The following is a 21,734-nucleotide window of genomic DNA, read 5'->3' as shown; positions in this document are numbered from 1 at the left end:
GAGCAGGATCAACCTTTTCGGCGGGTCCGGCGCTAGAATAGCGGGACCGTTGACGACAAAGGGACAAGGTTATCATGCGCACACTAAATCGCCTGTTGCTGGCTGGCTTGTTTGCAATCACACCACTGGCCGTCATGGCGGCGGACGATGCGCCATCGGCGGAACCGGAAGTCACGATCCGCACGGAAGGGGACAAGGTCATTCAGGAGTATCGCCAAAATGGTTTTCTGTATGCGATCAAGGTCACTCCGAAGGGCGCACCACCGTATTTCCTGGTGCGCTCCGACGGGACGGATGCAAACTTTATCCGCTCGGATCAGCCAGATATGCTGATTCCCGCGTGGAAAATCTTTGAGTGGAAGTAGTTTCTTAATTTCAATCGGCGCTGGCCCAACAGCGGCGCCCGTACTGGCAGTTTAAACATGTCTGTGTTCACCCCCCTGGCTCGGCCCGAGCTGGAAGCTTTTCTCGCCCCTTATGGCCTCGGCCGCCTGCTTGATTTCCAGGGGATTGCCGCGGGTAGCGAAAACACCAATTTCTTTATCAGCCTGGAGCAGGGCGAATTTGTCCTGACCCTGGTCGAGCGCGGCCCGGTCCAGGAGATGCCATTCTTCATCGAACTGCTCGACGTCCTGCATGAAGCCGATCTGCCGGTGCCTTACGCCATCCGCACCACCGACGGCGTGGCCTTGCGCGAACTGGCCGGCAAGCCTGCACTGTTGCAACCGCGCCTGGCCGGCAAGCACATCAAACAAGCCAACGCGCAACATTGTGCACAAGTGGGCGAGTTGCTCGGCCACCTGCACCTGGCGACCCAGAAGAACATGATCAAGCGCAAAACCGATCGTGGCCTGGACTGGATGCTCGAGGAGGGCACAGAGTTTCTGTCGCACGTTAATGCCGAGCAAAAAGATCTGCTGCAAAGGGCGCTGGATGAGATCGCGCACCAGAAAGAGAAAATTCTGGCACTGCCACGCGCCAACATCCATGCCGACCTGTTCCGCGACAACGCGATGTTCGAAGGCACGCACCTGACCGGGTTGATCGATTTCTACAACGCCTGTTCGGGCCCGATGCTCTACGACGTGGCGATTGCCTTGAACGACTGGTGTTCGGACGACGACGGTTTGATCGACGGACCGCGAGCGCGGGCCTTGTTGGGCGCTTATGCTGCGCTGCGTCCGTTCACTGCTGCCGAAGCCGAACTGTGGCCGACCATGTTGCGGGTAGCGTGTGTGCGATTCTGGTTGTCGCGCTTGATCGCGGCGGAGTCGTTTGCCGGGCAGGACGTGCTGATTCACGATCCGATGGAGTTCCAGCTGCGGCTGGCGCAGCGGCAGATGGTCAATACCCCGTTGCCTTTCGCACTCTAAAAGCAAAAGATCGAAGCGTTCGGCAGCTCCAGAGATATGCGTAACTCTGTAGCTGCCGGCTTGCTGGCGATGGTCGTTAACGATAACGCGCTTGGCATGGTTAAACACGGTGCCCTTGAGTCCATCGCCAGCAAGCCGGCTCCTACAAGGGGCTGCAATCTTTTTATGGGTTACAACGACTCCAGGCACCCCGCCAAATCATTCCCCAACTTCTCCAGCACCTGCTCATACCCCTGAGCGGTCGCTGGCGTGTACCCGCCCAATGCATCCAGCTCCGCCAGTTTCACTGGGAGTCCTGCCACCAGGGTTTCCGCCAAACGTGGGCGCAACGGTGGCTCGCTGAATACGCAAGTTTTGCCGACGTCCTGCAGTCGTGTGCGCATCGCCGCCACGTGCTGCGCACCGGGTTGTACTTCCGCAGCGACACTGAATACACCAGCGTGCTTGAGGCCATAGGCGTCTTCGAAGTAGTCGAAGGCTTCGTGGAACACGAAGTAGGGTTTGCCCTCAATGCCGGCCAGACGCGTCTTCAGCCGAAGGTCGAGCGCATCGAGACGCTCATCGAACGCCTTGAGGTTGCTCTGATAGCGCGTGGCATTGGCTGGATCGGCAACGCTGAGGTCGGCAGCCATTTTACCGGCGATAACCCGGGCGTTGACCGGAGACAGCCACAAGTGCGCGTCCAGGCTGCCTGGACGATGATCGTGGTCATGTTCGTCGGCTTCTTCGGCGTGGGAGTGATTATCTTCGGCGAAATGTCGAAGTTTCAGCCCCGGAAGGTCCTGTACGGCAACGCTCGGCAGCGTACGGCCATTGAGTACGCGAGGCAGGAAACCTTCCATGTCCGGGCCAATCCAGTACAACAGATCCACCGATTGCACCTTCCGTACGTCGGAAGGGCGCAAGGCATAGTTATGCGGGGAAGCGCCCGGGGGCAGTAGGACTTCAGGAATGGCCACGCCATCCTGTACGGCAGCGGCGATCAGCTGGAGCGGCTTGATGCTGGTGAGGACCTTGACCTCGGCTTGCGCCGGACCGATCAGCAGAAAACTTGCGATAAATGCGACAAAGATAGAAAAAAGTCGGGACACGATGACCACTCGAAGAGGCGAGAACGGGTAACATAATAACGTCTCTCACAAACCTCGTCGCCGCTCATGCCTAAAACACCGATTGCCAGCCGCCCCCACGACCACTCTCATTGCGTTCACAGCGCTTTGTCCGAGGCCGATGCCCTGTGCGCGCGCCAAGGCCTGCGCCTGACCGCGCTGCGTCGGCGGGTGCTGGAACTGGTGTGGCAAAGCCATAAGCCATTGGGCGCGTACGACATACTCGCGGTACTCAGCGAACAGGACGGCCGCCGCGCCGCGCCGCCAACCGTGTACCGCGCGCTGGATTTCCTGCTGGAAAACGGCCTGGTCCACCGTATCGCTTCGCTCAACGCCTTTATCGGTTGCAATCACCCGGGGCATGCTCACCAGGGCCAGTTCCTGATTTGCCGTGAATGCCACGCCGCCATCGAGCTCGAACAGCTATCCATCAGCGACGCGATCATCACCAGCGCCAAAGATGTCGGGTTTGTCGTCGAAGGCCAGACCGTCGAAGTGGTCGGTCTCTGCTCGGGTTGCCAGGGGGCTTGATGAGCAACGCGCTGATTCGCCTGGAGCAGGTTACCGTCAGGTTCGCCGGACAGCCCGTGCTGGATAACATCGAACTGAGCGTCGAACCAGGGCAAATCGTCACCCTGATCGGCCCGAACGGCGCCGGCAAGACCACGCTGGTGCGCGCGGTGCTCGGGTTGTTGAAACCCGACAGCGGCAGCGTTTGGCGCAAGCCGAAATTGCGCGTTGGCTACATGCCGCAGAAACTTCACGTCGACCCCACGTTGCCGCTGTCGGTGCTGCGCTTTTTGCGTCTGGTGCCGGGCGTGGACCGTGCGATGGCGTTGGCAGCGCTCAAGGAAGTCGGCGCTGAGCAAGTCATCGACAGCCCGGTGCAAAGCGTTTCCGGTGGTGAGATGCAGCGCGTGCTACTGGCCCGCGCCTTGTTGCGTGAACCGGAATTGCTGGTGCTCGATGAACCGGTGCAAGGCGTCGACGTGGCTGGCCAGGCCGAACTCTATAGCTTGATCACCCGTCTGCGTGACCGTCACGGTTGCGGCGTGCTGATGGTTTCTCACGATCTGCACCTGGTGATGAGCACCACCGACCAAGTGGTCTGCCTGAATCGCCACGTCTGCTGCTCCGGCCATCCCGAGCAAGTCTCAGGCGATCCGGCTTTCGTCGAGCTTTTCGGAAAAAACGCACAAAGCCTGGCGATTTATCACCACCATCACGACCACGCCCACGATCTGCACGGCTCTGTGGTCAAGGCGCCCGCATCGGGCCAACCCCATGTTCACGGAGATAGCTGCAAGCATGGCTGATTTTCTGCTCTACGCCCTGCTTGCAGGCCTGGCCCTGGCCGTCGTTGCAGGCCCGCTGGGGTCTTTCGTGGTCTGGCGGCGCATGGCCTATTTCGGCGACACCCTGTCCCATGCGGCATTGCTGGGTGTGGCGCTGGGCTTTCTGCTGGATGTCAGCCCGACCGTTGCCGTGACCGTAGGCTGCCTGCTGTTGGCGGTGCTGCTGGTAACCTTGCAACAGCGCCAGCCACTGGCGTCCGACACGCTTTTAGGAATTCTCGCACCCAGCACGCTCTCTCTGGGGCTGGTGGTACTAAGCTTCATGCACGAAGTGCGGATCGACCTGATGGCCTATCTGTTCGGCGACCTGCTGGCGATCAGCCCGACCGACCTGGCCTGGATCCTCGGCGGCAGCGCGGCGGTGCTGGCGTTACTGGTAACGTTGTGGCGACCGTTGCTGGCGATCACCGTGCATGAGGAGCTGGCCAGGGTTGAAGGGTTGCCGGTAGCGGGGCTGCGCATGGCGCTGATGTTGCTGATCGCCGTAGTGATTGCCGTGGCGATGAAAATCGTCGGCGTGTTACTGATCACTTCGTTGCTGATCATCCCGGCGGCGGCGGCACAACGTCACGCCCGCTCACCGGAACAGATGGCACTGGGCGCGAGTCTGCTGGGCATACTCGCTGTGTGTGGCGGGCTGGCGCTATCCTGGTTCAAGGACACACCGGCCGGACCGTCGATTGTGGTGGCGGCCGCCGCGCTATTTCTGCTGAGTTTTGTTCTGCCCCGCCGAGGGGTGTAGACTTGCTCGTTTTTTGCGCAAATAGAGAGTCGCAGGAATGAAGTCGTTCGCCTCCCGTTATCTGCTCCTTGTCGCATTTTCTGTGCTGCTGGGAGCCTGTCAAAGCACGCCCCCGGCAGCCACCCAGGCCTCCGATGCGCGGGCCACGGCCATCGCGCAACTCGAACAAAGCCTGGCCAGCAACGAGTTGGCCACCGCCGAAGATCAATTGGCTGCCTTGCAGGCCGAATCGCCAAACGATCAATCCCTTGAGCAGTACCAGCGGCAACTGGCTGAAGCCTATCTGTTGCGCAGCCAGATCGTGCTGCAAAAGGGTGATGTCAATGCAGCCGCCACCGCGCTGGCTCGTGCTCGCGCCTTGATGCCCAAAGCGCCGGCGCTGACCGGTGGGGTAAACGGCCCTATTGCTGAAGCTCGCAAGGCTGAACTGGAAAAAGCCGAAGCCGCCCTGAAAGCCGCTGAAGCAATGCCAAAAGCCAAAGTCATCGATCCAACCGCTGAAAGCACCACGGTTGCACTGAACATCAACGATATTGCCAAACTGCGTCGCCAAATGGATGCGATCGCCGCCGATGTGGTGAATTATCAGTGTGATGTGAGCATTCAGGCGCCGCGTACTGACGACTATCCATGGCTGTCGACCTTGCTGACCAAGCGCGTGACGAAGCTCGATCCGGAATTTGATCTGAAGCTTGAGCGGCAGATTTTGCGTAGCGTGCCGGCGCAGATGGTTTTGAGTCCGCGCAAACCGTAAAAGAAAAGATCGCCTGCGGCAGCTCCTGCGTAGGAGCTGCCGCAGGCTGCGATCTTTTGCCTCAGGCCGGAATCGCTTTGGCCTTCGCCTCCCGATCCCATACCCGATGCTGCCCGATTGCGGCAAAAAACGCCTGGGCCAACTTCGCATCGGTGCCGACGATCAATCCCGCATCAGCCTCCAGTTTCAACACGTCCAGTAACTGCTTCGCTTCGCCGTGCAAGGCAATGGCCTTGAGGTGTTTGTAGGCTTCGAGCACGTAGTGCAGCGCCACGCCATCCGTACTCAACGCCTTGATCGACGCCGCGCCTCCAGGCACGAACACCGCATCGAACGCTACCGAAGGCAAACCTTCCATGGACGCATCCACGGGCAACGCTTTGCCATCGACTGTCGTCACCGGTGCAGACGTTGGCCCAAGCAGTTTGGAATGAGCGCCCTCGGCTTCCAGCGCTTTCTTCATCGCATCAATGGCCGCGCCATCGACACCATTGGCCGCCAAAATCGCGACCTTGCGGGTCTTGATGTTCTCCGGCAGCAGGTTTACCTGACTCAGGGCGGGAGAGTGATCCAGTGAGATTTTTGGTACCTCGACCGTTCCCGCCGTCGGCGCTGGCAATCCCAGGTTCTGCGCCACACGTTTGGCCAGTTCCAGATCAATGTTGGCCAGAATCTCATTCACTTCCCGTGCACGAATGGTTTCCCGCTCGACTTTCCCTAATTCAAAGCTGTAGGCCGAGATGATGTGCTCCTGCTCATGCTTGCTCATGCTGTGGAAAAACAGGCGAGCCTGGGAGAAATGATCACTGAACGACTCGCTGCGCTGGCGAATCTTGTTCGCGTCGATGCGCTCCGGATAGCTCTCGAAACCGCCGTCCTGAGCTGCTGGCGGGGCTTCCTTCGGCCAGCCGCCGTCGATGGAGTTCGGCTCATAGGAAGCGCGCCCCTTGTCGATGGTGGTGCGGTGTTGCGCGTCCCGCTGTCCGTTGTGGAATGGCGCAACCGGACGATTGATCGGGATTTCGTGAAAATTCGGCCCACCGAGTCGGCTGATTTGCGTATCGGTGTAGGAAAACAACCGGCCTTGCAGTAAGGGGTCGTTGGAGAAATCAATCCCCGGCACAATATGCCCAGGGCAGAAGGCGACCTGTTCGGTTTCGGCGAAGAAGTTGTCCGGGTTGCGGTTTAGAACCATTTTGCCCAGGGGGGTAATCGGTACGATTTCTTCAGGAATGAGTTTGGTCGGGTCGAGAATGTCGAAATCGAAGGCGTGCTCGTTTTCCTCCTCCACCACCTGAACGCCCAATTCCCACTCAGGATAATCACCGGTCTCAATCGATTCCCAGAGATCACGACGATGATAGTCGGTGTCCTTGCCCGCAAGCTTTTGCGCTTCGTCCCACACCAATGAACAAGTGCCAGCCGTAGGGCGCCAATGGAATTTGACGAAGCGTGATTTGCCTTCGGCATTGATCAGGCGAAAGGTGTGTACACCGAAGCCCTGCATGCTACGCAGGCTTTTCGGGATCGCCCGGTCAGACATTGCCCACATCACCATGTGTGCCGACTCCGGCACCAGGGAAACAAAGTCCCAGAAGGTGTCGTGGGCCGAGCCACCGGTGGGCATTTCGTTGTGAGGCTCAGGTTTTACCGCGTGCACGAAGTCGGGAAACTTGATCGCATCCTGGATAAAGAACACCGGCATGTTGTTGCCGACCAGATCGAAATTGCCTTCATCGGTGAAGAATTTAACGGCGAACCCTCTTACGTCCCGAACAGTATCGCCGGAGCCTCGAGGACCTTGCACTGTGGAAAAGCGCACGAACACCGGTGTTTTCTTCGACGGATCCTGTAGGAAACCGGCTTTGGTCAGCACCGAATGGTTTTCGTAACTCTGGAAAAAACCATGGGCACCCGTACCGCGAGCGTGAACGATGCGCTCGGGAATGCGTTCATGGTCAAAATGCGTGATCTTTTCACGCATGATGAAATCTTCCAGCAGTGACGGCCCGCGCGCTCCGGCCTTCAGGGTGTTCTGGTTGTCCGCCACTTTCACGCCCTGGTTGGTGCGCAAGGCTTGCGCGGTGGCGTCGGAGCGGAAACTTTCCAGGCTATCCAACTTGGTGTTGGTGTTATTGCGGTCCGGGGTATCGGTCCCGGCCATTGCGCTCTTGGTGACGGCAGGCTTCTTGGTACTCATCAGGCTTGAACTCCTCGGGCGGATTGCAGTGACCTAAGTAGTGACTGACGGGTGTCTTTAGCCGTTCCTTTTTTCTGACCTTTGATCGCGTTATTGCCAAATGACAGGACAAATGCGAAATAAATGCTAAGAACCTCTATACGGACAGGCTAAAATGCGCGCCCGGCTATCCGCTGATCCTTTTCTAACGCGCCCCACAAGGTTCGCTACGTGATCGAGTTTCAAAACGTCCACAAAACCTACCGCGTCGCCGGTAAGGAAATTCCCGCCCTGCATCCGACCAGTCTGACGATTGAGAACGGGCAGGTTTACGGCTTGATCGGTCATTCCGGCGCAGGAAAAAGTACCCTGCTGCGTCTGATCAATCGCCTGGAAAACGCCAGCGGCGGCAAGATCATCGTCGACGGTGAAGAAGTCACCGCCCTCGACGCCAACGGCCTGCGCCGCTTCCGTCAGCAGGTCGGGATGATTTTCCAGCACTTCAACCTGCTGGCTTCCAAGACTGTTGCCGACAACGTGGCGCTGCCGCTGACCCTGGCCGGCGAACTGTCGCGCAGCGAGATCGACTTGCGCGTGGCCGAATTGCTGGCGCGGGTCGGTTTGTCCGATCACGCCAAAAAATACCCGGCGCAACTGTCCGGTGGGCAAAAACAGCGTGTGGGCATTGCCCGTGCCTTGGCGACCAAGCCGAAAATCCTGCTGTGCGATGAAGCCACCAGCGCCCTCGACCCGCAAACAACGGCATCGGTCCTGCAATTGCTGGCCGAGATCAACCGCGAGCTGAAGCTGACCATCGTCCTGATCACCCACGAAATGGACGTGATCCGTCGCGTTTGCGATCAAGTGGCGGTGATGGATGCCGGCGTGATCGTCGAGCAAGGTTCGGTGGCCGAAGTGTTCCTGCATCCCAAGCATCCGACGACCAAGCGCTTCGTGCAGGAAGACGAGCAGATCGACGAAAGCGAACAGCGTGACGACTTCGCTCATGTGCCGGGCCGCATCGTGCGTCTGACGTTCCAGGGCGAAGCGACCTACGCGCCGCTGCTGGGTACCGTCGCTCGCGAAACGGGTGTGGACTACAGCATCCTCGCCGGTCGCATCGACCGCATCAAAGACATCCCTTACGGGCAACTGACCCTGGCCGTGACCGGTGGTGACATGGAAGCGGCCTTCGCCCGTTTCACCGCAGCCGACGTCCACATGGAGGTGCTGCGCTAATGGAAGCCCTGACGAGTTTCTTCGCCAATATCGACTGGTTCGAAATCTGGCTGGCCACCGGCGACACGATGCTGATGCTCGGCGGTTCGCTACTGTTCACCGTGTTGCTCGGCTTGCCGCTGGGCGTTCTGCTGTTCCTGTGCAGCCCGCGCCAGTTGCTGGAAGCCAGAGGTGTCTACGCGATGTTGTCGCTGGTGGTGAACATCCTGCGGTCGCTGCCTTTTATCATCCTGTTGATCGTGATGATTCCGTTCACCGTGTTGATCACCGGCACCTCCCTGGGTGTTGCCGGTGCGATCCCGCCACTGGTGGTCGGTGCCACGCCGTTCTTTGCACGTCTGGTGGAAACCGCCCTGCGTGAAGTGGACCGCGGCATTATCGAAGCGACCCAGGCCATGGGCGCGACCACGCGGCAGATCATCACCAATGCGTTGCTGCCGGAAGCTCGCCCGGGGATTTTCGCAGCGATTACGGTGACAGCAATTACACTGGTTTCCTACACGGCGATGGCCGGTGTCGTGGGTGCCGGTGGTTTGGGTGACCTGGCGATCCGCTTCGGATACCAGCGTTTCCAGACCGATGTGATGGTCGTGACAGTGGTGTTGCTGCTGGTACTGGTCCAGGTCCTGCAAACCGTTGGCGACAAACTGGTTGTGCATTTCTCCCGTAAATAAGACATGAGCCGGCCATTCGCTGGCAGGTGCCGGAAACCGGCGCCGCACAAGGAGTTAGCTGAATGAAAAAACTACTCGTGGCCTTCGCGGCCGTTGCCGCGTTCTCTGCTCACGCTGAAACCCTGACCGTCGCGGCCACGCCAGTGCCGCACGCCGAGATCCTCGAATTCGTGAAGCCGACCCTGGCCAAAGAAGGCGTGGACCTGAAGGTCAAAGTCTTCACCGACTACATCCAGCCGAACGTACAGGTTGCGGAAAAGCGTCTGGACGCCAACTTCTTCCAGCACCAGCCGTACCTGGATGAGTTCAACAAGGCCAAGGGCACCAGCCTGGTTTCCGTGGCTGGTGTACACCTTGAACCCCTGGGCGCTTACTCCAGCAAATACAAAACACTGGAAGAGCTGCCAAGCACCGCCACCGTAGTGATCCCGAACGACGCTACCAACGGCGGCCGTGCGCTGTTGCTGCTGCAAAAGGCCGGTGTGATCCAGTTGAAGGATGCGAACAACATCCTGTCGACCGTCAAGGACATCACCGCGAATCCTAAAAACCTCAAGTTCCGCGAACTGGAAGCCGCGACCATCCCGCGCGTGCTGACTCAGGTCGACCTGGCGCTGATCAACACCAACTACGCGCTGGAAGCCAAGCTTGATCCAGCCAAGGACGCACTGTTCATCGAAGGCAGCGATTCGCCGTACGTGAACATCCTCGTGGCCCGTCCGGACGACAAGGACAGCGACGCGATGAAGAAGCTGGTGGCTGCCCTGCACAGCCCGGAAGTGAAAGCCTTCATTCTCGAGAAGTACAAAGGCGCGGTCGTGCCGGCGTTCTGATCTGTTGCTGAAATGAAAAAAGGAGCTCCTCGGAGCTCCTTTTTTTACGCCTGGAATTCGGGCTCCGTAGGAGCCGGCTTGCTGGCGATTGCGATTCACGGGCGCCATCGCCAGCAAGCCGGCTCCTACAAGGGTCGTGTGCTAGTTACGTTTGAGCATCACCGGCAACTGCGCCACCAGTTTCACATTATTCAACGGCGCCCGAATAAACCCGCGCTGCGTGCCGTCCGGTCCGATCACGGCGAGGTTGCCGCTGTGGTCGACGGTGTAGTTCGGTTTGCTGGTATCGGCCGGGATGAACGGAATGCTCAGCGAATTGGCGACTTTTTGCAGCTCCTCGATCGAGGTAGGAGTCAGGCCGATGAATTGCGGGTCGAAGTAGCCCAGGTACTGCTTGAGCTGCTTGGGCGTATCTCGGTTGGGGTCGACACTGACCAGAACGATTTGCAACTTATCCACAGCTTCGGGCGGCAACTCGCTCTTGATCTGCCGCAACTGCGCCAGGGTTGTCGGGCAGATGTCCGGACAGAAGGTGTAGCCGAAGAACACCAGGGTCCACTTACCTTTCAACTCGTTGATCGTGACCGGTTGCCCATCCTGGTTGGTCATCGTCACGTCCGGAAGGCTACGGCTTTGCGGCAGCAGAATGATGCCGGCGTCGATCAGTGCCGTCGGGTCGCCCTGGCCCTTGCCGGAGAGCACTTTGTTGATGGTCAGGCCCAGGACCAGTGCGATCAGGGCCACAAGGATGAAGACGGTTTTCTGGGTTCGAGTCATAGGTTCAACATTAAGTAGTGATCTACGAGCAGGGCGATGAACAGCAGGAACAAGTAATAAATAGAGTACTTGAACGTGTTGATCGCCGCGTGCGGCCGAGTGCCACGGTACAACACCACGGCCCATTGCAGAAATCGCGCACCCAACCCGAGCGCACACACGAGATAGAGCGTGCCGCTCATGTGGATCACATACGGCATCAGGCTGACGGCGAGCAAGGCAAAGGTGTAAAGCAGGATATGGACCTTGGTGTAGTGCTCGCCATGGGTGACCGGCAGCATCGGGATGTCGGCCTTGGCGTATTCCTCTTTGCGATGAATCGCCAGCGCCCAGAAATGCGGGGGCGTCCAGGCGAAGATGATCAGCACCAGCAGCAGCGGTTCGGCACTGACATGACCGGTGGCCGCAGTCCAGCCAAGCAGCGGTGGCGCGGCACCGGCGAGGCCGCCGATGACGATGTTCTGCGGGGTCGCACGTTTCAGGAACCCGGTGTAGATCACCGCGTAGCCGAGCAGCGAAGCAAGGGTCAACCACGCGGTCAGCGGGTTGGTGAAGGCCAGCAGCATGGCTTGCCCGAGGGCGGCCAGCACCAGCGCGAAGGTCAGCGCCGCCCTCGGCGAGACCCGGCCTTCGGCCAAAGGCCGTTTATGGGTGCGCGCCATGATCGCGTCGATGCGTCTGTCCACCACGTGATTGACCGCCGCCGCGCCGCCAGCGCACAGGGCGATACCCAGGTTGCCGAAAATCAGCACCGTCCACGGCACCCCGGCGCGGGTCGCGAGGAACATCCCCACCAGCGAAGTGATGAGCATCAGCACCACAACCTTGGGTTTGGTCAGCTCCAGGTAGTCGCGCCAAATCGCCTGACTGGGACGTTCGCCGATCAGAGTCGCCATGGCATCTCTCCTTTTATTGTTATAGGTCCGGCCGTGTGTTTACGCGGGCTGAAGCGCCAGCGTGCCTGCTGCTTGACCCGGACCAGGCTGGTCCGGGCGTGATAATTGACCAGCACCATGGTCAGCAACAACGCCGCACCACCCGCGTTGTGCGCAACGGCCACCGGCAATGGCAAATGGAACAGCACGTTGCTGATGCCCAGGGTGATTTGGCTGGCGAGGGCGATCAGTACCAGGCCTGCCAAACGCGTCATACCGACCGCTTTGAGTTGCCACGCAAGGCCGAGCAATACCAAAGTCACCAGCAGAGCGCCGATGCGGTGAGTCAGGTGGATCGCGGTACGGGCATCGCTGTCCAGTTGCCCGCCAAGGTAATTCGGACCGATGTGCTGGGTCAGGTGAAAGCCGTTAGCGAAGTCCGCCGCCGGCATCCACTGGCCGTGGCACGTCGGGAAGTCGATGCAGGCCACGGCGGCGTAGTTGGAACTGACCCAGCCACCGAGGGCAATTTGCCCGATCACCAGCACCAGCCCCGCCGTCGCCCAGTGCTGCAAGCGACGCGGCACTGTCAGCGCCGGCAATACACCGGACAGGCGCAAGGTCAGAAGAAACAACAGGCTCAAGGTCGCAAAACCGCCGAGCAAATGCCCGGTGACCACTTGCGGCCAGAGCTTGAGCGTCACCGTCCACATACCGAACGCGGCTTGGGCGATCACCACCCCCAGCAGGAACAATGGTAACTTCACCGGTTGCCCCGGATGGCGGCGATGCACCCAGGCGCGACCGGCCAGCACCGCGATCAACATCCCCAGGGTGCCGGCGAAGTAGCGGTGAATCATCTCGTTCCAGCCCTTGTGGGCTTCGACCGGTGCGTCCGGAAAGTGCAGTTCGGCATGGGCCAGCTGGGCTTCGCTTTTCGGCACGCTGATAAAGCCGTAGCAGCCTGGCCAGTCCGGGCAGCCGAGGCCGGCGTGGGTCAGGCGAGTGTAGGCGCCGAGCAACACCACAATCAGTGCCAGCAAGGTGGCAAACAGCGCGAGGCGAAATCCAGGTTTGGCCATGACGATGCCCTTATCCGATGTTCGACAGTTTCAGCAGGTGGCGCAGGTCGTTGAGCAGATCTTTGCCCTTCACCGACGGGTCGTAGCGCAGCACCAGATTGCCGTGGGGGTCGATGATCCACAGTTGCGGTACGGTCTGGTCGCCGGTGGTGCGACTGAAGGTGGTCAGGTCCAGTGGATAACGTTGCAACTGTGGATATTCGCGTTGCAGCTTGGCGTCGTATTCGGCGCTCAGCGGTTGCGCGGCGGCCAGGGCATGGCTGGCGCGAGACGCGTCGCGACTGAGGCCGATCTGAACCTGCCGCGCCAGATATACCAATTGTTGGCAGTCCACCGCGCAATCCTTGGGCGCCGTCACCAGCATCTGCCAACGATCCTCCGCCGCCGGTACGCCAATGTCGGCACGGGTCTGGCCGTTGCCAATCAGTTCGCCGTGGTAACTACGGCCCTCGGGCACCCAGAACTGCAATTTGTACATGCCGGTGGCGAGGATCATCGGCCCGATCACTCCGAGCAGTATCAACAACAACTGCCAGCGGCCCTTGCGTCGGTTCACCGACGGTTTTGACTCAGACATGCTGGGTGGATTCATGGCCGCTCCCATGGTGTTTCTCCTTTGCGTTGTGCCAGCCGAGATAAAGATAGAGACCGAACAGGGCGATCGACATGGCGAACCACTGCACGGCATAGGCGATGTGTTTTTCCGGCCCCATGGCCACTACCGGCCAATCGACCTGATAGGTCGCGGGGCCGGTTTCGGCGCGTAACTCGTAGGCAAACCCTTCGCGATTGAGCGCATCCCAGAGCCTGGCCGGACCCACCGCTGTCACCAGTTGCGGCCAGGTGTCGCTATCGGGGTCGGCATGTAGCTGGAAGGTGGCACCCGGGGAAACGTAGACCCAGACGTCGAGGTTCAGGGCTTGTGTGGGTGTAGTGAATTGCGGCGGGGTGCGCCGGTCCGGCCAGGGCAGCCAGCCACGATTGATCAGCAGCCAGAGCCCGGTCGCGTGATCCTGGAACGGTTGCAGTAACTCGACCCCGACCTTGCCGTCGCGCTGGCGATTGTCCAGCAGCACGCTGTGCGCAGCGTCGAATTCGCCCTGCAGATGAAACCGGCGGAACGCCGGATCCTGAGTGTGTTGCAATTCGGTGCTGGCCACCGGTTCGGCAGCCCGGCGCTCGGCGTAGTTTTGCAGCAGTGCGCTTTTCTCCGCGCCCCGGCTCAACTGCCAGAACCCCAGGGACACCAACAGCGGCAGCAACAGCGCCACGACCACTGTCGGCACGACGCCCGGCCGGAAACGCTTCATGGCGTCGCCCGCAAATCGGTCGGTGCGATAGCTATACTCAAGTGCATCGCTTGTCCCCCCCGGAGTCTCACCATGCTCAAAGCAGCCATCGTCCTGATGCTGATTGCCACGGTTGTCAGCCTGTTCAGCGGCCTGTTTTTTCTGGTCAAGGACGACAGCAGCTCAAACCGCCTCGTCATTGCCTTGAGTGTGCGAGTGACGCTGGCCGCCCTGACCCTCGGTCTGATCACTTGGGGTTTTTTCAGCGGCCAACTGGTCTCTCACGTGCCTTGGTAAAAGGTTTAGAGCACGTAGACAAAAACAAACAGCCCGATCCACACCACGTCCACAAAGTGCCAATACCAACTCGCCGCCTCGAAAGCGAACTGGTGCTCGTTGTCAAAGTGCCCGCGCATGATCCGCATCAGCATCACGAACAGGATGATGGTGCCGATGGTCACGTGTGCACCGTGGAACCCGGTGAGCATAAAGAAGGTCGCGCCGTAGATGCCGGAGCCCAGAGTCAGGCCCAGCTCGTGGTAGGCGTGGATATATTCTTCAGCCTGAAAGCCGAGGAACGCGCAGCCGAGCAGCACCGTGATCGCCAGCCAGATTTTCAGCGCGCCGCGATGGCCTTTCTTCAAGGCATGGTGGGCGATGGTCACCGTAACGCTGGAACTCACCAGCAGCACCGTGTTGAGCAACGGCAGGCCCCAAGGGCTGATGACGTCCTTGGGTGGTGGAAACAGTTTCGAGTCGGGGTTGTTCAGCAGCGGCCAGGTGAACTGGAAGTTCGGCCACAGCATATGGGCCATGCCTTTGGCGCCTTCACCACCGAGCGCCGGCCCGGAAATGTGACGCACATAAAACAGCGCCCCGAAGAAGGCGATGAAGAACATCACCTCCGAGAAGATGAACCAGCTCATGCCCCAGCGGAACGAGCGATCCATCTGCGCACTGTACAAGCCGCCGCGACTTTCCTTGATCACCGTGCCGAACCAGCCGAACAACATGTAAGCCACCAACAGCCCGCCAATGAAAAAGATCAGCGGGCCGTGCGATTCCGGACGTGCTGCCTTCAGATCATTGAACCAGGTGGCCAGACCAAACACCGTGACGAACATCCCGACCGTGGCGATGATCGGCCATTTGCTCTGGGCCGGGACGTAATAATGTTCATGAGTTGCCATTTATTGTTCTCCTTATCGGGCACGCTCAGCCGCCAGTGTTTACAGCTACCGGTGGATGTCGGGCGGTGATATCGAACAGCGTGTAGGACAGCGTCAGGTGCTTCACATCCTTGGGCATGTCACGGTCAACGATGAAACGTACCGGCATCTCGATCCGTTGGCCGGGCTGCAGCACTTGCTGGGTAAAGCAGAAACATTCGGTCTTGTGGAAATACGCCGCCGCGTTGCTGGGCGCTATGCTCGGCACAGCCTGGGCGCTCATCGGTTTATCGGTGGGGTTGTGGGCGATGAAGATCATCTCGTTCACTGCCCCCGGGTTCGCGGTCAATTCGTCATGTTTTGGGTAAAAGTCCCATGGCATGTCGGCGGTGTTGGTCGACAGAAACTGCACACGCACCTGGCGCGAGGTGTCGACCGTTTGCTCACCCTCATACTGCCCCGCGGTCTTGCCGTTAATGCCGAATGCCCTGCACATCACGTCGTAGATCGGCACCAGGGCGAATCCGAATACAAACATCGCCACCACCACCAGCAACAGGCGCGAGACCAGCTTCTTCATCGAAATCGAATCAGCCATGATTTTTTGACTCCACCGGAGCCCCTGTAGGAGCGAGCCTGCTCGCGAAGAACCTGAAACCACCGCGGGGTGTCAGGCTTCCAGCGTGCGTTCTGACAACCATCGCGAGCAGGCTCGCTCCTACAGGGAAGACCGTGTTCATTTCACTTCCGGCGGCGTGGTGAAGGTGTGATACGGCGCTGGTGACGGGATGCTCCACTCCAGGCCCTCAGCCCCATCCCATGGTTTGGCCGGTGCAGGCGGGCCGCCGCGAATGGTCTTGATCACGATGAACAGGAAGAAGATCTGCGTGGCACCGAACATGAATGCGCCGATCGACGACACCATGTTGAAATCGGCGAATTGCAGGTTGTAGTCCGGAATCCGCCGAGGCATGCCCGCCAACCCCACAAAGTGCATCGGGAAGAAAGCCATGTTCATGCCGATGAACGACAGCCAGAAATGCAGCTTGCCGAGGGTTTCGTCGTACATGTGGCCGGTCCACTTCGGCAACCAGTAGTAGGCCGAGGCGAAAATCCCGAAGATCGCTCCCGGCACCAATACATAGTGGAAGTGCGCAACCACGAAGTAGGTGTCCTGGTACTGGAAGTCCGCCGGGGCGATGGCCAGCATCAACCCGGAGAACCCGCCGATGGAAAACAGGATCACGAACGCCACCGCAAACAGCATCGGCGTCTCGAAGGTCAGCGAGCCTTGCCACATGGTGCTGGCCCAGTTGAACACCTTCACACCCGTGGGCACCGCGATCAGCAGCGTGGCGTACATGAAGAACAGTTCGCCCACTAGCGGTATGCCGACCACGAACATATGGTGCGCCCAGACAATGAACGACAGGAACGCGATGCTCGCGGTGGCGTAGACCATCGAGGTGTAGCCGAACAGCGGTTTGCGCGAGAAGGTCGGGATGATCGAGCTGACGGCGCCGAAGGCCGGCAGAATCATGATGTACACCTCCGGGTGACCGAAGAACCAGAACACATGCTGGAACAACACCGGATCACCGCCACCGGCGGCACTGAAGAAGCTGGTGCCGAAGTGGATGTCCATCAGCATCATCGTCACGCACCCGGCCAGCACCGGCATTACCGCGATCAGCAAGAACGCAGTGATCAGCCAAGTCCAGACGAACAGCGGCATTTTCATCAGCGTCATGCCGGGGGCGCGCAAGTTGAGGATGGTGGCGATCACGTTGATCGCGCCCATGATCGAACTGATCCCCATCAAGTGGATGGCGAAGATGAAGAAGGTCACGCTTTCCGGCGCATACGTCGTCGACAACGGTGCGTAGAACGTCCAGCCGAAGTTCGGTCCGCCACCGGGGGTGAACAGGGTCGAGACCAGCAGGATGAACGCCGCCGGCAATAGCCAGAAACTGAAGTTGTTCATGCGCGGCAGCGCCATGTCCGGCGCACCGATCATCAGCGGGATCATCCAGTTGGCGAGGCCGACGAAGGCCGGCATCACCGCACCGAAGACCATCACCAGACCGTGCATGGTGGTCATCTGGTTGAAGAATTCAGGCTGGACGATTTGCAGCCCTGGCTGGAACAGCTCGGCGCGAATCACCATCGCGAACGACCCACCCAGCAGGAACATGGAGAACGCAAACCACAGGTACAGCGTACCGATGTCCTTGTGGTTGGTGGTCAGCACCCAACGCATCAGGCCTTTGGCGGGGCCGTGGGCGTGGTCGGCATGACCATGGTCATCGATGACGGCGCTCATGGTTTGTCTCCTGCAAAGAGAGGGGCGGGGCAGGCCGGGGCGCTCTGCCCCGACCGGTTCCTTATATGCGCAATAGACTGGGTCATTTGCTTTCCGCCTGTTTCAGCTCCAGCACTTCTTTAGGCGTGACCATGTCGCCCTTGTTGTTGCCCCAGGCGTTGCGTTCATAGGTCACGACCGCTGCGATATCGACTTCCGAGAGCTGTTTGCCGAATGCCGCCATCGCTGTGCCAGGCTTGCCATGGAAGACAATGCCCAGGTGAGCGTCTTTCGGTCCTGTGGCGATTTTCGAGCCCTTGAGTGCCGGGAACATTGGCGGCAGGCCCTGACCTTCGGCCTGGTGACAGGCCACGCAGGTGGTGTGGTAGACCTTGTCGCCGCGTTCTTTGAGCTCGTCGAGGGTCCATTCCTTGCTGGTCAGCTCTTTGAGTTGCGCGGCTTCAGCCTTGCGTTCGGCCAGCCATTTTTCGTAATCGGCCTTTTCCTTGACCTCGACCACAGTCGGCATGAAGCCGTGATCCTTGCCGCACAACTCAGCACACTGGCCACGGTAGATGCCGGGCTTGTCGATGCGAGTCCAGGCTTCGTTGACGAACCCAGGGATCGCGTCGCGCTTGACGGCAAAGGCCGGCACCCACCAGGAGTGGATCACATCGGCAGAGGTCACCAGGAAGCGCACCTTGGCGCCGACCGGCAACACCAGGGGTTTGTCGACCTCAAGCAAGTAATGCTCGCCCTTGGCTTCCTTGTTGTGAATCTGATCGGCGGGAGTGGCCAGGTTGCTGAAGAACTCGACGTCCTGGCCCAGATATTTGTAGTGCCACTTCCACTGGTAACCGGTGACCTGGATATCAATCTCCGGCTCACTGGCGTCGTACATCTTGATCAGGGTCGCGGTAGCAGGAATTGCCATCGCCACCAGGATCAGGAAGGGCACGATGGTCCAGAGGATTTCGACGGTGGTGCTTTCATGAAATTTGGCGGCCACCTGCCCGGTTGAGCGGCGGTGGAGGATCATCGACCAGAACATGGCACCAAAGACGATGATGCCGATCACCACACAGATCCAGAAAATGGTCATGTGCAGGTCAAACACAGCGTGACTGATTTCAGTCGCTCCAGGCGCCATATTCACAGTCCAGGCCGCTTGCGCCTGACTGAAAATCGACCACAACAGGAGGCCCATCCAGACATGTGGATGTCGCATCATTGCGGGTTCCCCTTATCGTTCTTGTTATCCCGCCGGCTTTCACCTGCGGCAAGGGAGCGGCTGCATCAGACTACGAACTTGAGCACCGGGCCTTGCTGCATATGCAGTCGGGCGTCATCAGCTAACTCCATTCCAACCCGAGTATAGCCAGCACCTTCGACCTCGCAACGTGAAGGCGTAAATGATCTGAAACAGCATTAACTTGCTTTGCAGGCCACGAATGGAGAAGGATGCAGACGAGTGGTGGCAAACCGATATAACGGGGCCGTCTCAAGGATGAAATAATTATGACAAATGCGTCTTAGCATTTTTCGTAAGCCAGCTAAGTTATGTCTTCCCTATTTCATTGCCTTGTTCCCTGGAGTTTTCATGAACACCGCCGCATTGCGCGAGCAGATCCAAAAAGCCCAACAACACGAAGCCGAGACCGGCCTGCTGACACGTCAGCTGGAAAGCAAACTGCCTCATCTGCACCCGGCAATCCAACTGCCGCAAACCGATACCAACGGCGTGCTGACCCGATTTGTCGCCGCCTACATTGAAGAAGTGCCTGATCTGCTGGATGCAGCCAATGAAGTCGCCAGGGAAGCGGGCATTGAGTCACAGATCAAACCGGTGCTGAAAATCGCCGAACAGTACTTCGTTCAACCGCCCGACATCATGATCGGCCACGTCGGGCTGGACAGTTTGCTGGACGAAGCCTATCTGGCGCACCGTTTTGTCGAAGAGGTCAACGACCTGTACATCAAGCATCTCGGCCAGCCACTGATCCCCCTGGACATGACTGTCGCCAACCTGATTGCTCACCAATTGATCGGTGAGTCGTTCGCCAACCAACTGGATGAAGTGGTGCACCACGCCATCGACGAGATGCTCGACGACGAAAGCTTCGCGCTGGAATCGGTGGAAACCTATCGCGAGAAACTCGCCAGCCCGGACACCGGCGCCGCGTGGAAACGCTGGCCGTGCATGGGCCGTCGTCTGGGTGTAGGCCTGGAACTGGATCAGCCGGCGGCTTGATCAACCGGTAACCACAACCCCCTGCAGGAGCGAACTTGCTCGCGATGAGGCCATGTCATTCAACATCAACGTTGAGTGATCCGCCACCATCGCGAACAAGCTCGCTCCTGCATTGTTTTTTAGCCAGCAGCGCCGATGCCGGTGGTGGTACGAACCCTGCCTTCAAGCCTGCGCTTCAATCCCCGCGACTCAATCAACAGTTTCGACCCCTTTGCCGAGTTCGCCCGTCCCCATTCCTCCAGCAACTCCAGACACGAGTGATCGATGTAGCTCAGGTTATTGAGCGGCACATGCACCGTCGTACCCGCAGGGATGCTGCCCAGCACCTGGGTCAGCGCCGGCACTTTGAGAAAGGTTGCCGCGCCCACCAGACGCAGTTCCATTTCCCCTTGCTTAGGCAGGTCGATCAAGCTGATTTTCAAGCGCGAAGCCTTTAATGCCAACTTCACCAGCGTCAGGCCGAAGCCAATCAAAACACCCGTGAGCAAGTCCGTAAGTACGATGGCGAGGGCGGTAGCCGCATAGGTGAACATCGGCGCCCGCCCATAGCGGCCCAACCCCCGAAAGACCTTGAGGTCTACCAGCTTGAAACCGGTGTACACCAACACGCCCGCCAGGCTCGCCACCGGAATGCTCTGCAGCACGCTGGACAGCAACAGCACGAACGCCAGTAACCACAACCCGTGGAATATGGTCGAGAAGCGGGTTGTGGCGCCCGCCTGCACGTTGGCCGAACTGCGCACGATAACGCCGGTCATCGGCAACGCCCCGAGCAAGCCGCACAGCATGTTGCCGATTCCCTGAGCAGACAACTCCCGGTCGAAGTCAGAGCGCTGACCGCTGTGCATGCGATCAACCGCTGCAGCCGAGAGCAGCGTCTCGGCGCTGGCGATGAAGGCCACGGCAATCGCGGCGACCAACAAGGTCGGATCAGCCAGGTTGAGCAAGTCCGCCGGCTTCAACCAGTCGATGGCTTCCGTCAGATTGGCCGGCACCTCGACCCGTTTGACCTGCAATGCCAACACCAGACTGGCAAGGGTTGCCAGGCCGACACCCAGTAGCGCACCCGGAACAAAACGCAGGGATTGCGGGCGGAATTTTTCCCACAGCCACATCACGGCAATCGTCGACAACCCGAGTAATCCGGCTTGCCAGCCCAGTGTCGGCAATGCCTGTGCCAGCGCTTGCGGGAAACCGGCCAGATTCTCCAGGCCCGAGGGTTTGGGCACGGCATCCAGCATCACGTGTACCTGAGACAGAACGATTAACACACCAATCCCGGCCAGCATGCCGTACACCACCGCAGGCGCCGTTACGCGGAACCAGCAGCCCAGCTTTAAACGACCGGCCACCAATTGAAGAAAACCGGCGAGCAACAGAATCGGCCCGAGCATGGCGATACCGTGCTGGCGCACCAGCTCGAACACCAGAACCGCCAGACCCGCCGCCGGACCGCTGACTTGCAGCGGCGAACCCGCCAGCCAGCCGACCACCAATCCGCCGATGATGCCAGTGATCAGGCCTTTGGCTGGCGGCAATCCCGAGGCAATCGCGATGCCCATGCACAAGGGCAGGGCGACCAGAAACACAACCACCGAAGCCAGCAGCTCCCGTGGCAGAACAGCTTTGAGTTGAGCAGCACGCATGGTGACTCTCCCGAAGTTTTCTTCAGGCATGGCAAAGCCGGGCTGCCTGATCGGCAGCCTCGGCTAAACCACACAAGGATTTAGG

The 21,734-nt window shown here is 59.5% G+C and carries 23 protein-coding genes; 11 read left to right on the top strand and 12 right to left on the bottom strand.

What is annotated here, in order from left to right:
* The first annotated feature begins 74 nt into the window (after positions 1 to 74).
* Positions 75 to 365, top strand: a complete 291-nt coding sequence (locus QMK58_RS01170; protein ID WP_053152877.1) for a DUF2782 domain-containing protein — start codon at positions 75 to 77, stop codon at positions 363 to 365.
* A gap of 57 nt (positions 366 to 422) precedes the next feature.
* Complete coding sequence (locus tag QMK58_RS01165) at positions 423 to 1,373, top strand: homoserine kinase (RefSeq protein ID WP_053152875.1); 951 nt, start codon at positions 423 to 425, stop codon at positions 1,371 to 1,373.
* Positions 1,374 to 1,543: 170 nt separating this feature from the next.
* Here QMK58_RS01165 and QMK58_RS01160 read toward each other — a convergent pair whose 3' ends face one another.
* Entirely contained in the window at positions 1,544 to 2,464 is a 921-nt protein-coding gene (locus QMK58_RS01160) for a zinc ABC transporter substrate-binding protein (protein WP_053153006.1), read from the bottom strand.
* Between the two features lie 66 nt (positions 2,465 to 2,530).
* On the opposite strand from QMK58_RS01160, the gene zur reads away from it, so the two are divergent.
* Genes zur through QMK58_RS01140 form a run of 4 tightly spaced genes read left to right on the top strand, consistent with a single transcriptional unit; the run spans position 2,531 to position 5,333 of the window.
* The gene (gene zur, locus QMK58_RS01155; RefSeq protein WP_053152872.1) at positions 2,531 to 3,013 is read left to right on the top strand and encodes a zinc uptake transcriptional repressor Zur; all 483 of its coding nucleotides are present in this window, start codon (positions 2,531 to 2,533) and stop codon (positions 3,011 to 3,013) included.
* Positions 3,013 to 3,798: a zinc ABC transporter ATP-binding protein ZnuC gene (gene znuC, locus QMK58_RS01150; protein WP_053152870.1), complete on the top strand. Its 786-nt coding sequence runs from the start codon at positions 3,013 to 3,015 to the stop codon at positions 3,796 to 3,798. Before zur ends, znuC begins: the two co-directional genes overlap by 1 nt.
* Positions 3,791 to 4,579: a zinc ABC transporter permease subunit ZnuB gene (gene znuB / locus QMK58_RS01145; RefSeq protein ID WP_053152867.1), complete on the top strand. Its 789-nt coding sequence runs from the start codon at positions 3,791 to 3,793 to the stop codon at positions 4,577 to 4,579. The genes znuC and znuB overlap by 8 nt, the downstream gene beginning before the upstream one ends.
* A gap of 37 nt (positions 4,580 to 4,616) precedes the next feature.
* Complete coding sequence (locus tag QMK58_RS01140; protein WP_053152864.1) at positions 4,617 to 5,333, top strand: PA5502 family lipoprotein; 717 nt, start codon at positions 4,617 to 4,619, stop codon at positions 5,331 to 5,333.
* Between the two features lie 61 nt (positions 5,334 to 5,394).
* Here QMK58_RS01140 and katE read toward each other — a convergent pair whose 3' ends face one another.
* Entirely contained in the window at positions 5,395 to 7,533 is a 2,139-nt protein-coding gene (katE, locus tag QMK58_RS01135) for a catalase HPII (protein WP_053152861.1), read from the bottom strand.
* 210 nt (positions 7,534 to 7,743) lie between these two features.
* On the opposite strand from katE, the gene QMK58_RS01130 reads away from it, so the two are divergent.
* The 3 genes from QMK58_RS01130 (at position 7,744) to QMK58_RS01120 (ending at position 10,258) form a co-directional block, all read left to right on the top strand.
* Entirely contained in the window at positions 7,744 to 8,751 is a 1,008-nt protein-coding gene (locus tag QMK58_RS01130; protein ID WP_320395780.1) for a methionine ABC transporter ATP-binding protein, read from the top strand.
* Positions 8,751 to 9,425 carry a methionine ABC transporter permease gene (locus QMK58_RS01125; protein ID WP_053152855.1) on the top strand — a complete coding sequence of 225 codons (675 nt, stop codon included), beginning with the start codon at positions 8,751 to 8,753 and terminating at the stop codon, positions 9,423 to 9,425. Before QMK58_RS01130 ends, QMK58_RS01125 begins: the two co-directional genes overlap by 1 nt.
* A 62-nt stretch (positions 9,426 to 9,487) precedes the next feature.
* The gene (locus QMK58_RS01120) at positions 9,488 to 10,258 is read left to right on the top strand and encodes a MetQ/NlpA family ABC transporter substrate-binding protein (protein ID WP_053152854.1); all 771 of its coding nucleotides are present in this window, start codon (positions 9,488 to 9,490) and stop codon (positions 10,256 to 10,258) included.
* 141 nt (positions 10,259 to 10,399) lie between these two features.
* Here QMK58_RS01120 and QMK58_RS01115 read toward each other — a convergent pair whose 3' ends face one another.
* From QMK58_RS01115 to QMK58_RS01095, 5 genes are read right to left on the bottom strand one after another with little or no spacing between them, the layout of a single operon-like run.
* Positions 10,400 to 11,035: an SCO family protein gene (locus QMK58_RS01115; protein ID WP_053152851.1), complete on the bottom strand. Its 636-nt coding sequence runs from the start codon at positions 11,033 to 11,035 to the stop codon at positions 10,400 to 10,402.
* Entirely contained in the window at positions 11,032 to 11,931 is a 900-nt protein-coding gene (gene cyoE, locus QMK58_RS01110) for a heme o synthase (RefSeq protein ID WP_320395779.1), read from the bottom strand. Before cyoE ends, QMK58_RS01115 begins: the two co-directional genes overlap by 4 nt.
* Positions 11,919 to 12,992 carry a COX15/CtaA family protein gene (locus QMK58_RS01105; RefSeq protein WP_053152845.1) on the bottom strand — a complete coding sequence of 358 codons (1,074 nt, stop codon included), beginning with the start codon at positions 12,990 to 12,992 and terminating at the stop codon, positions 11,919 to 11,921. Before QMK58_RS01105 ends, cyoE begins: the two co-directional genes overlap by 13 nt.
* 10 nt (positions 12,993 to 13,002) lie before the next feature.
* Positions 13,003 to 13,596: a hypothetical protein gene (locus tag QMK58_RS01100; RefSeq protein WP_053153003.1), complete on the bottom strand. Its 594-nt coding sequence runs from the start codon at positions 13,594 to 13,596 to the stop codon at positions 13,003 to 13,005.
* Positions 13,562 to 14,302, bottom strand: coding sequence for an SURF1 family protein (locus QMK58_RS01095; protein ID WP_053152842.1), 741 nt, complete (start codon positions 14,300 to 14,302; stop codon positions 13,562 to 13,564). Before QMK58_RS01095 ends, QMK58_RS01100 begins: the two co-directional genes overlap by 35 nt.
* Before the next feature lie 72 nt (positions 14,303 to 14,374).
* Between QMK58_RS01095 and QMK58_RS01090 the strand changes: the two genes are divergently transcribed.
* Positions 14,375 to 14,578: a twin transmembrane helix small protein gene (locus tag QMK58_RS01090; protein WP_053152840.1), complete on the top strand. Its 204-nt coding sequence runs from the start codon at positions 14,375 to 14,377 to the stop codon at positions 14,576 to 14,578.
* A 5-nt stretch (positions 14,579 to 14,583) separates the two neighbouring features.
* On the opposite strand, the gene QMK58_RS01085 is transcribed toward QMK58_RS01090, so the two are convergent.
* The 4 genes from QMK58_RS01085 to coxB form a co-directional block, all read right to left on the bottom strand.
* Positions 14,584 to 15,471 (bottom strand): cytochrome c oxidase subunit 3, encoded by an 888-nt coding sequence (locus tag QMK58_RS01085; RefSeq protein WP_053152837.1) that lies wholly within the window; start codon positions 15,469 to 15,471, stop codon positions 14,584 to 14,586.
* A gap of 25 nt (positions 15,472 to 15,496) precedes the next feature.
* Positions 15,497 to 16,048, bottom strand: a complete 552-nt coding sequence (locus QMK58_RS01080) for a cytochrome c oxidase assembly protein (RefSeq protein ID WP_053152834.1) — start codon at positions 16,046 to 16,048, stop codon at positions 15,497 to 15,499.
* Positions 16,049 to 16,186: 138 nt separating this feature from the next.
* Positions 16,187 to 17,773 carry a cytochrome c oxidase subunit I gene (ctaD, locus tag QMK58_RS01070; protein WP_010465663.1) on the bottom strand — a complete coding sequence of 529 codons (1,587 nt, stop codon included), beginning with the start codon at positions 17,771 to 17,773 and terminating at the stop codon, positions 16,187 to 16,189.
* An 82-nt stretch (positions 17,774 to 17,855) separates the two neighbouring features.
* Positions 17,856 to 18,983: a cytochrome c oxidase subunit II gene (gene coxB, locus QMK58_RS01065; RefSeq protein ID WP_053152831.1), complete on the bottom strand. Its 1,128-nt coding sequence runs from the start codon at positions 18,981 to 18,983 to the stop codon at positions 17,856 to 17,858.
* A gap of 369 nt (positions 18,984 to 19,352) precedes the next feature.
* Here coxB and QMK58_RS01060 point away from each other — a divergent pair, with 369 nt between their 5' ends.
* A complete protein-coding gene (locus tag QMK58_RS01060) occupies positions 19,353 to 20,003 on the top strand; it encodes a hypothetical protein (protein ID WP_053152828.1) in 651 nt (216 codons plus the stop codon).
* Between the two features lie 119 nt (positions 20,004 to 20,122).
* On the opposite strand, the gene QMK58_RS01055 is transcribed toward QMK58_RS01060, so the two are convergent.
* Positions 20,123 to 21,649, bottom strand: a complete 1,527-nt coding sequence (locus QMK58_RS01055) for a SulP family inorganic anion transporter (protein WP_053152825.1) — start codon at positions 21,647 to 21,649, stop codon at positions 20,123 to 20,125.
* Between the last annotated feature and the right edge of the window lie 85 nt (positions 21,650 to 21,734).

The sequence above is a fragment of the Pseudomonas sp. P8_241 genome (assembly GCF_034008315.1).
Classification (GTDB): domain Bacteria; phylum Pseudomonadota; class Gammaproteobacteria; order Pseudomonadales; family Pseudomonadaceae; genus Aquipseudomonas.
Note: the sequence above shows the minus strand (reverse complement) of the source record. Positions and strands in the feature narration are given on the sequence as shown.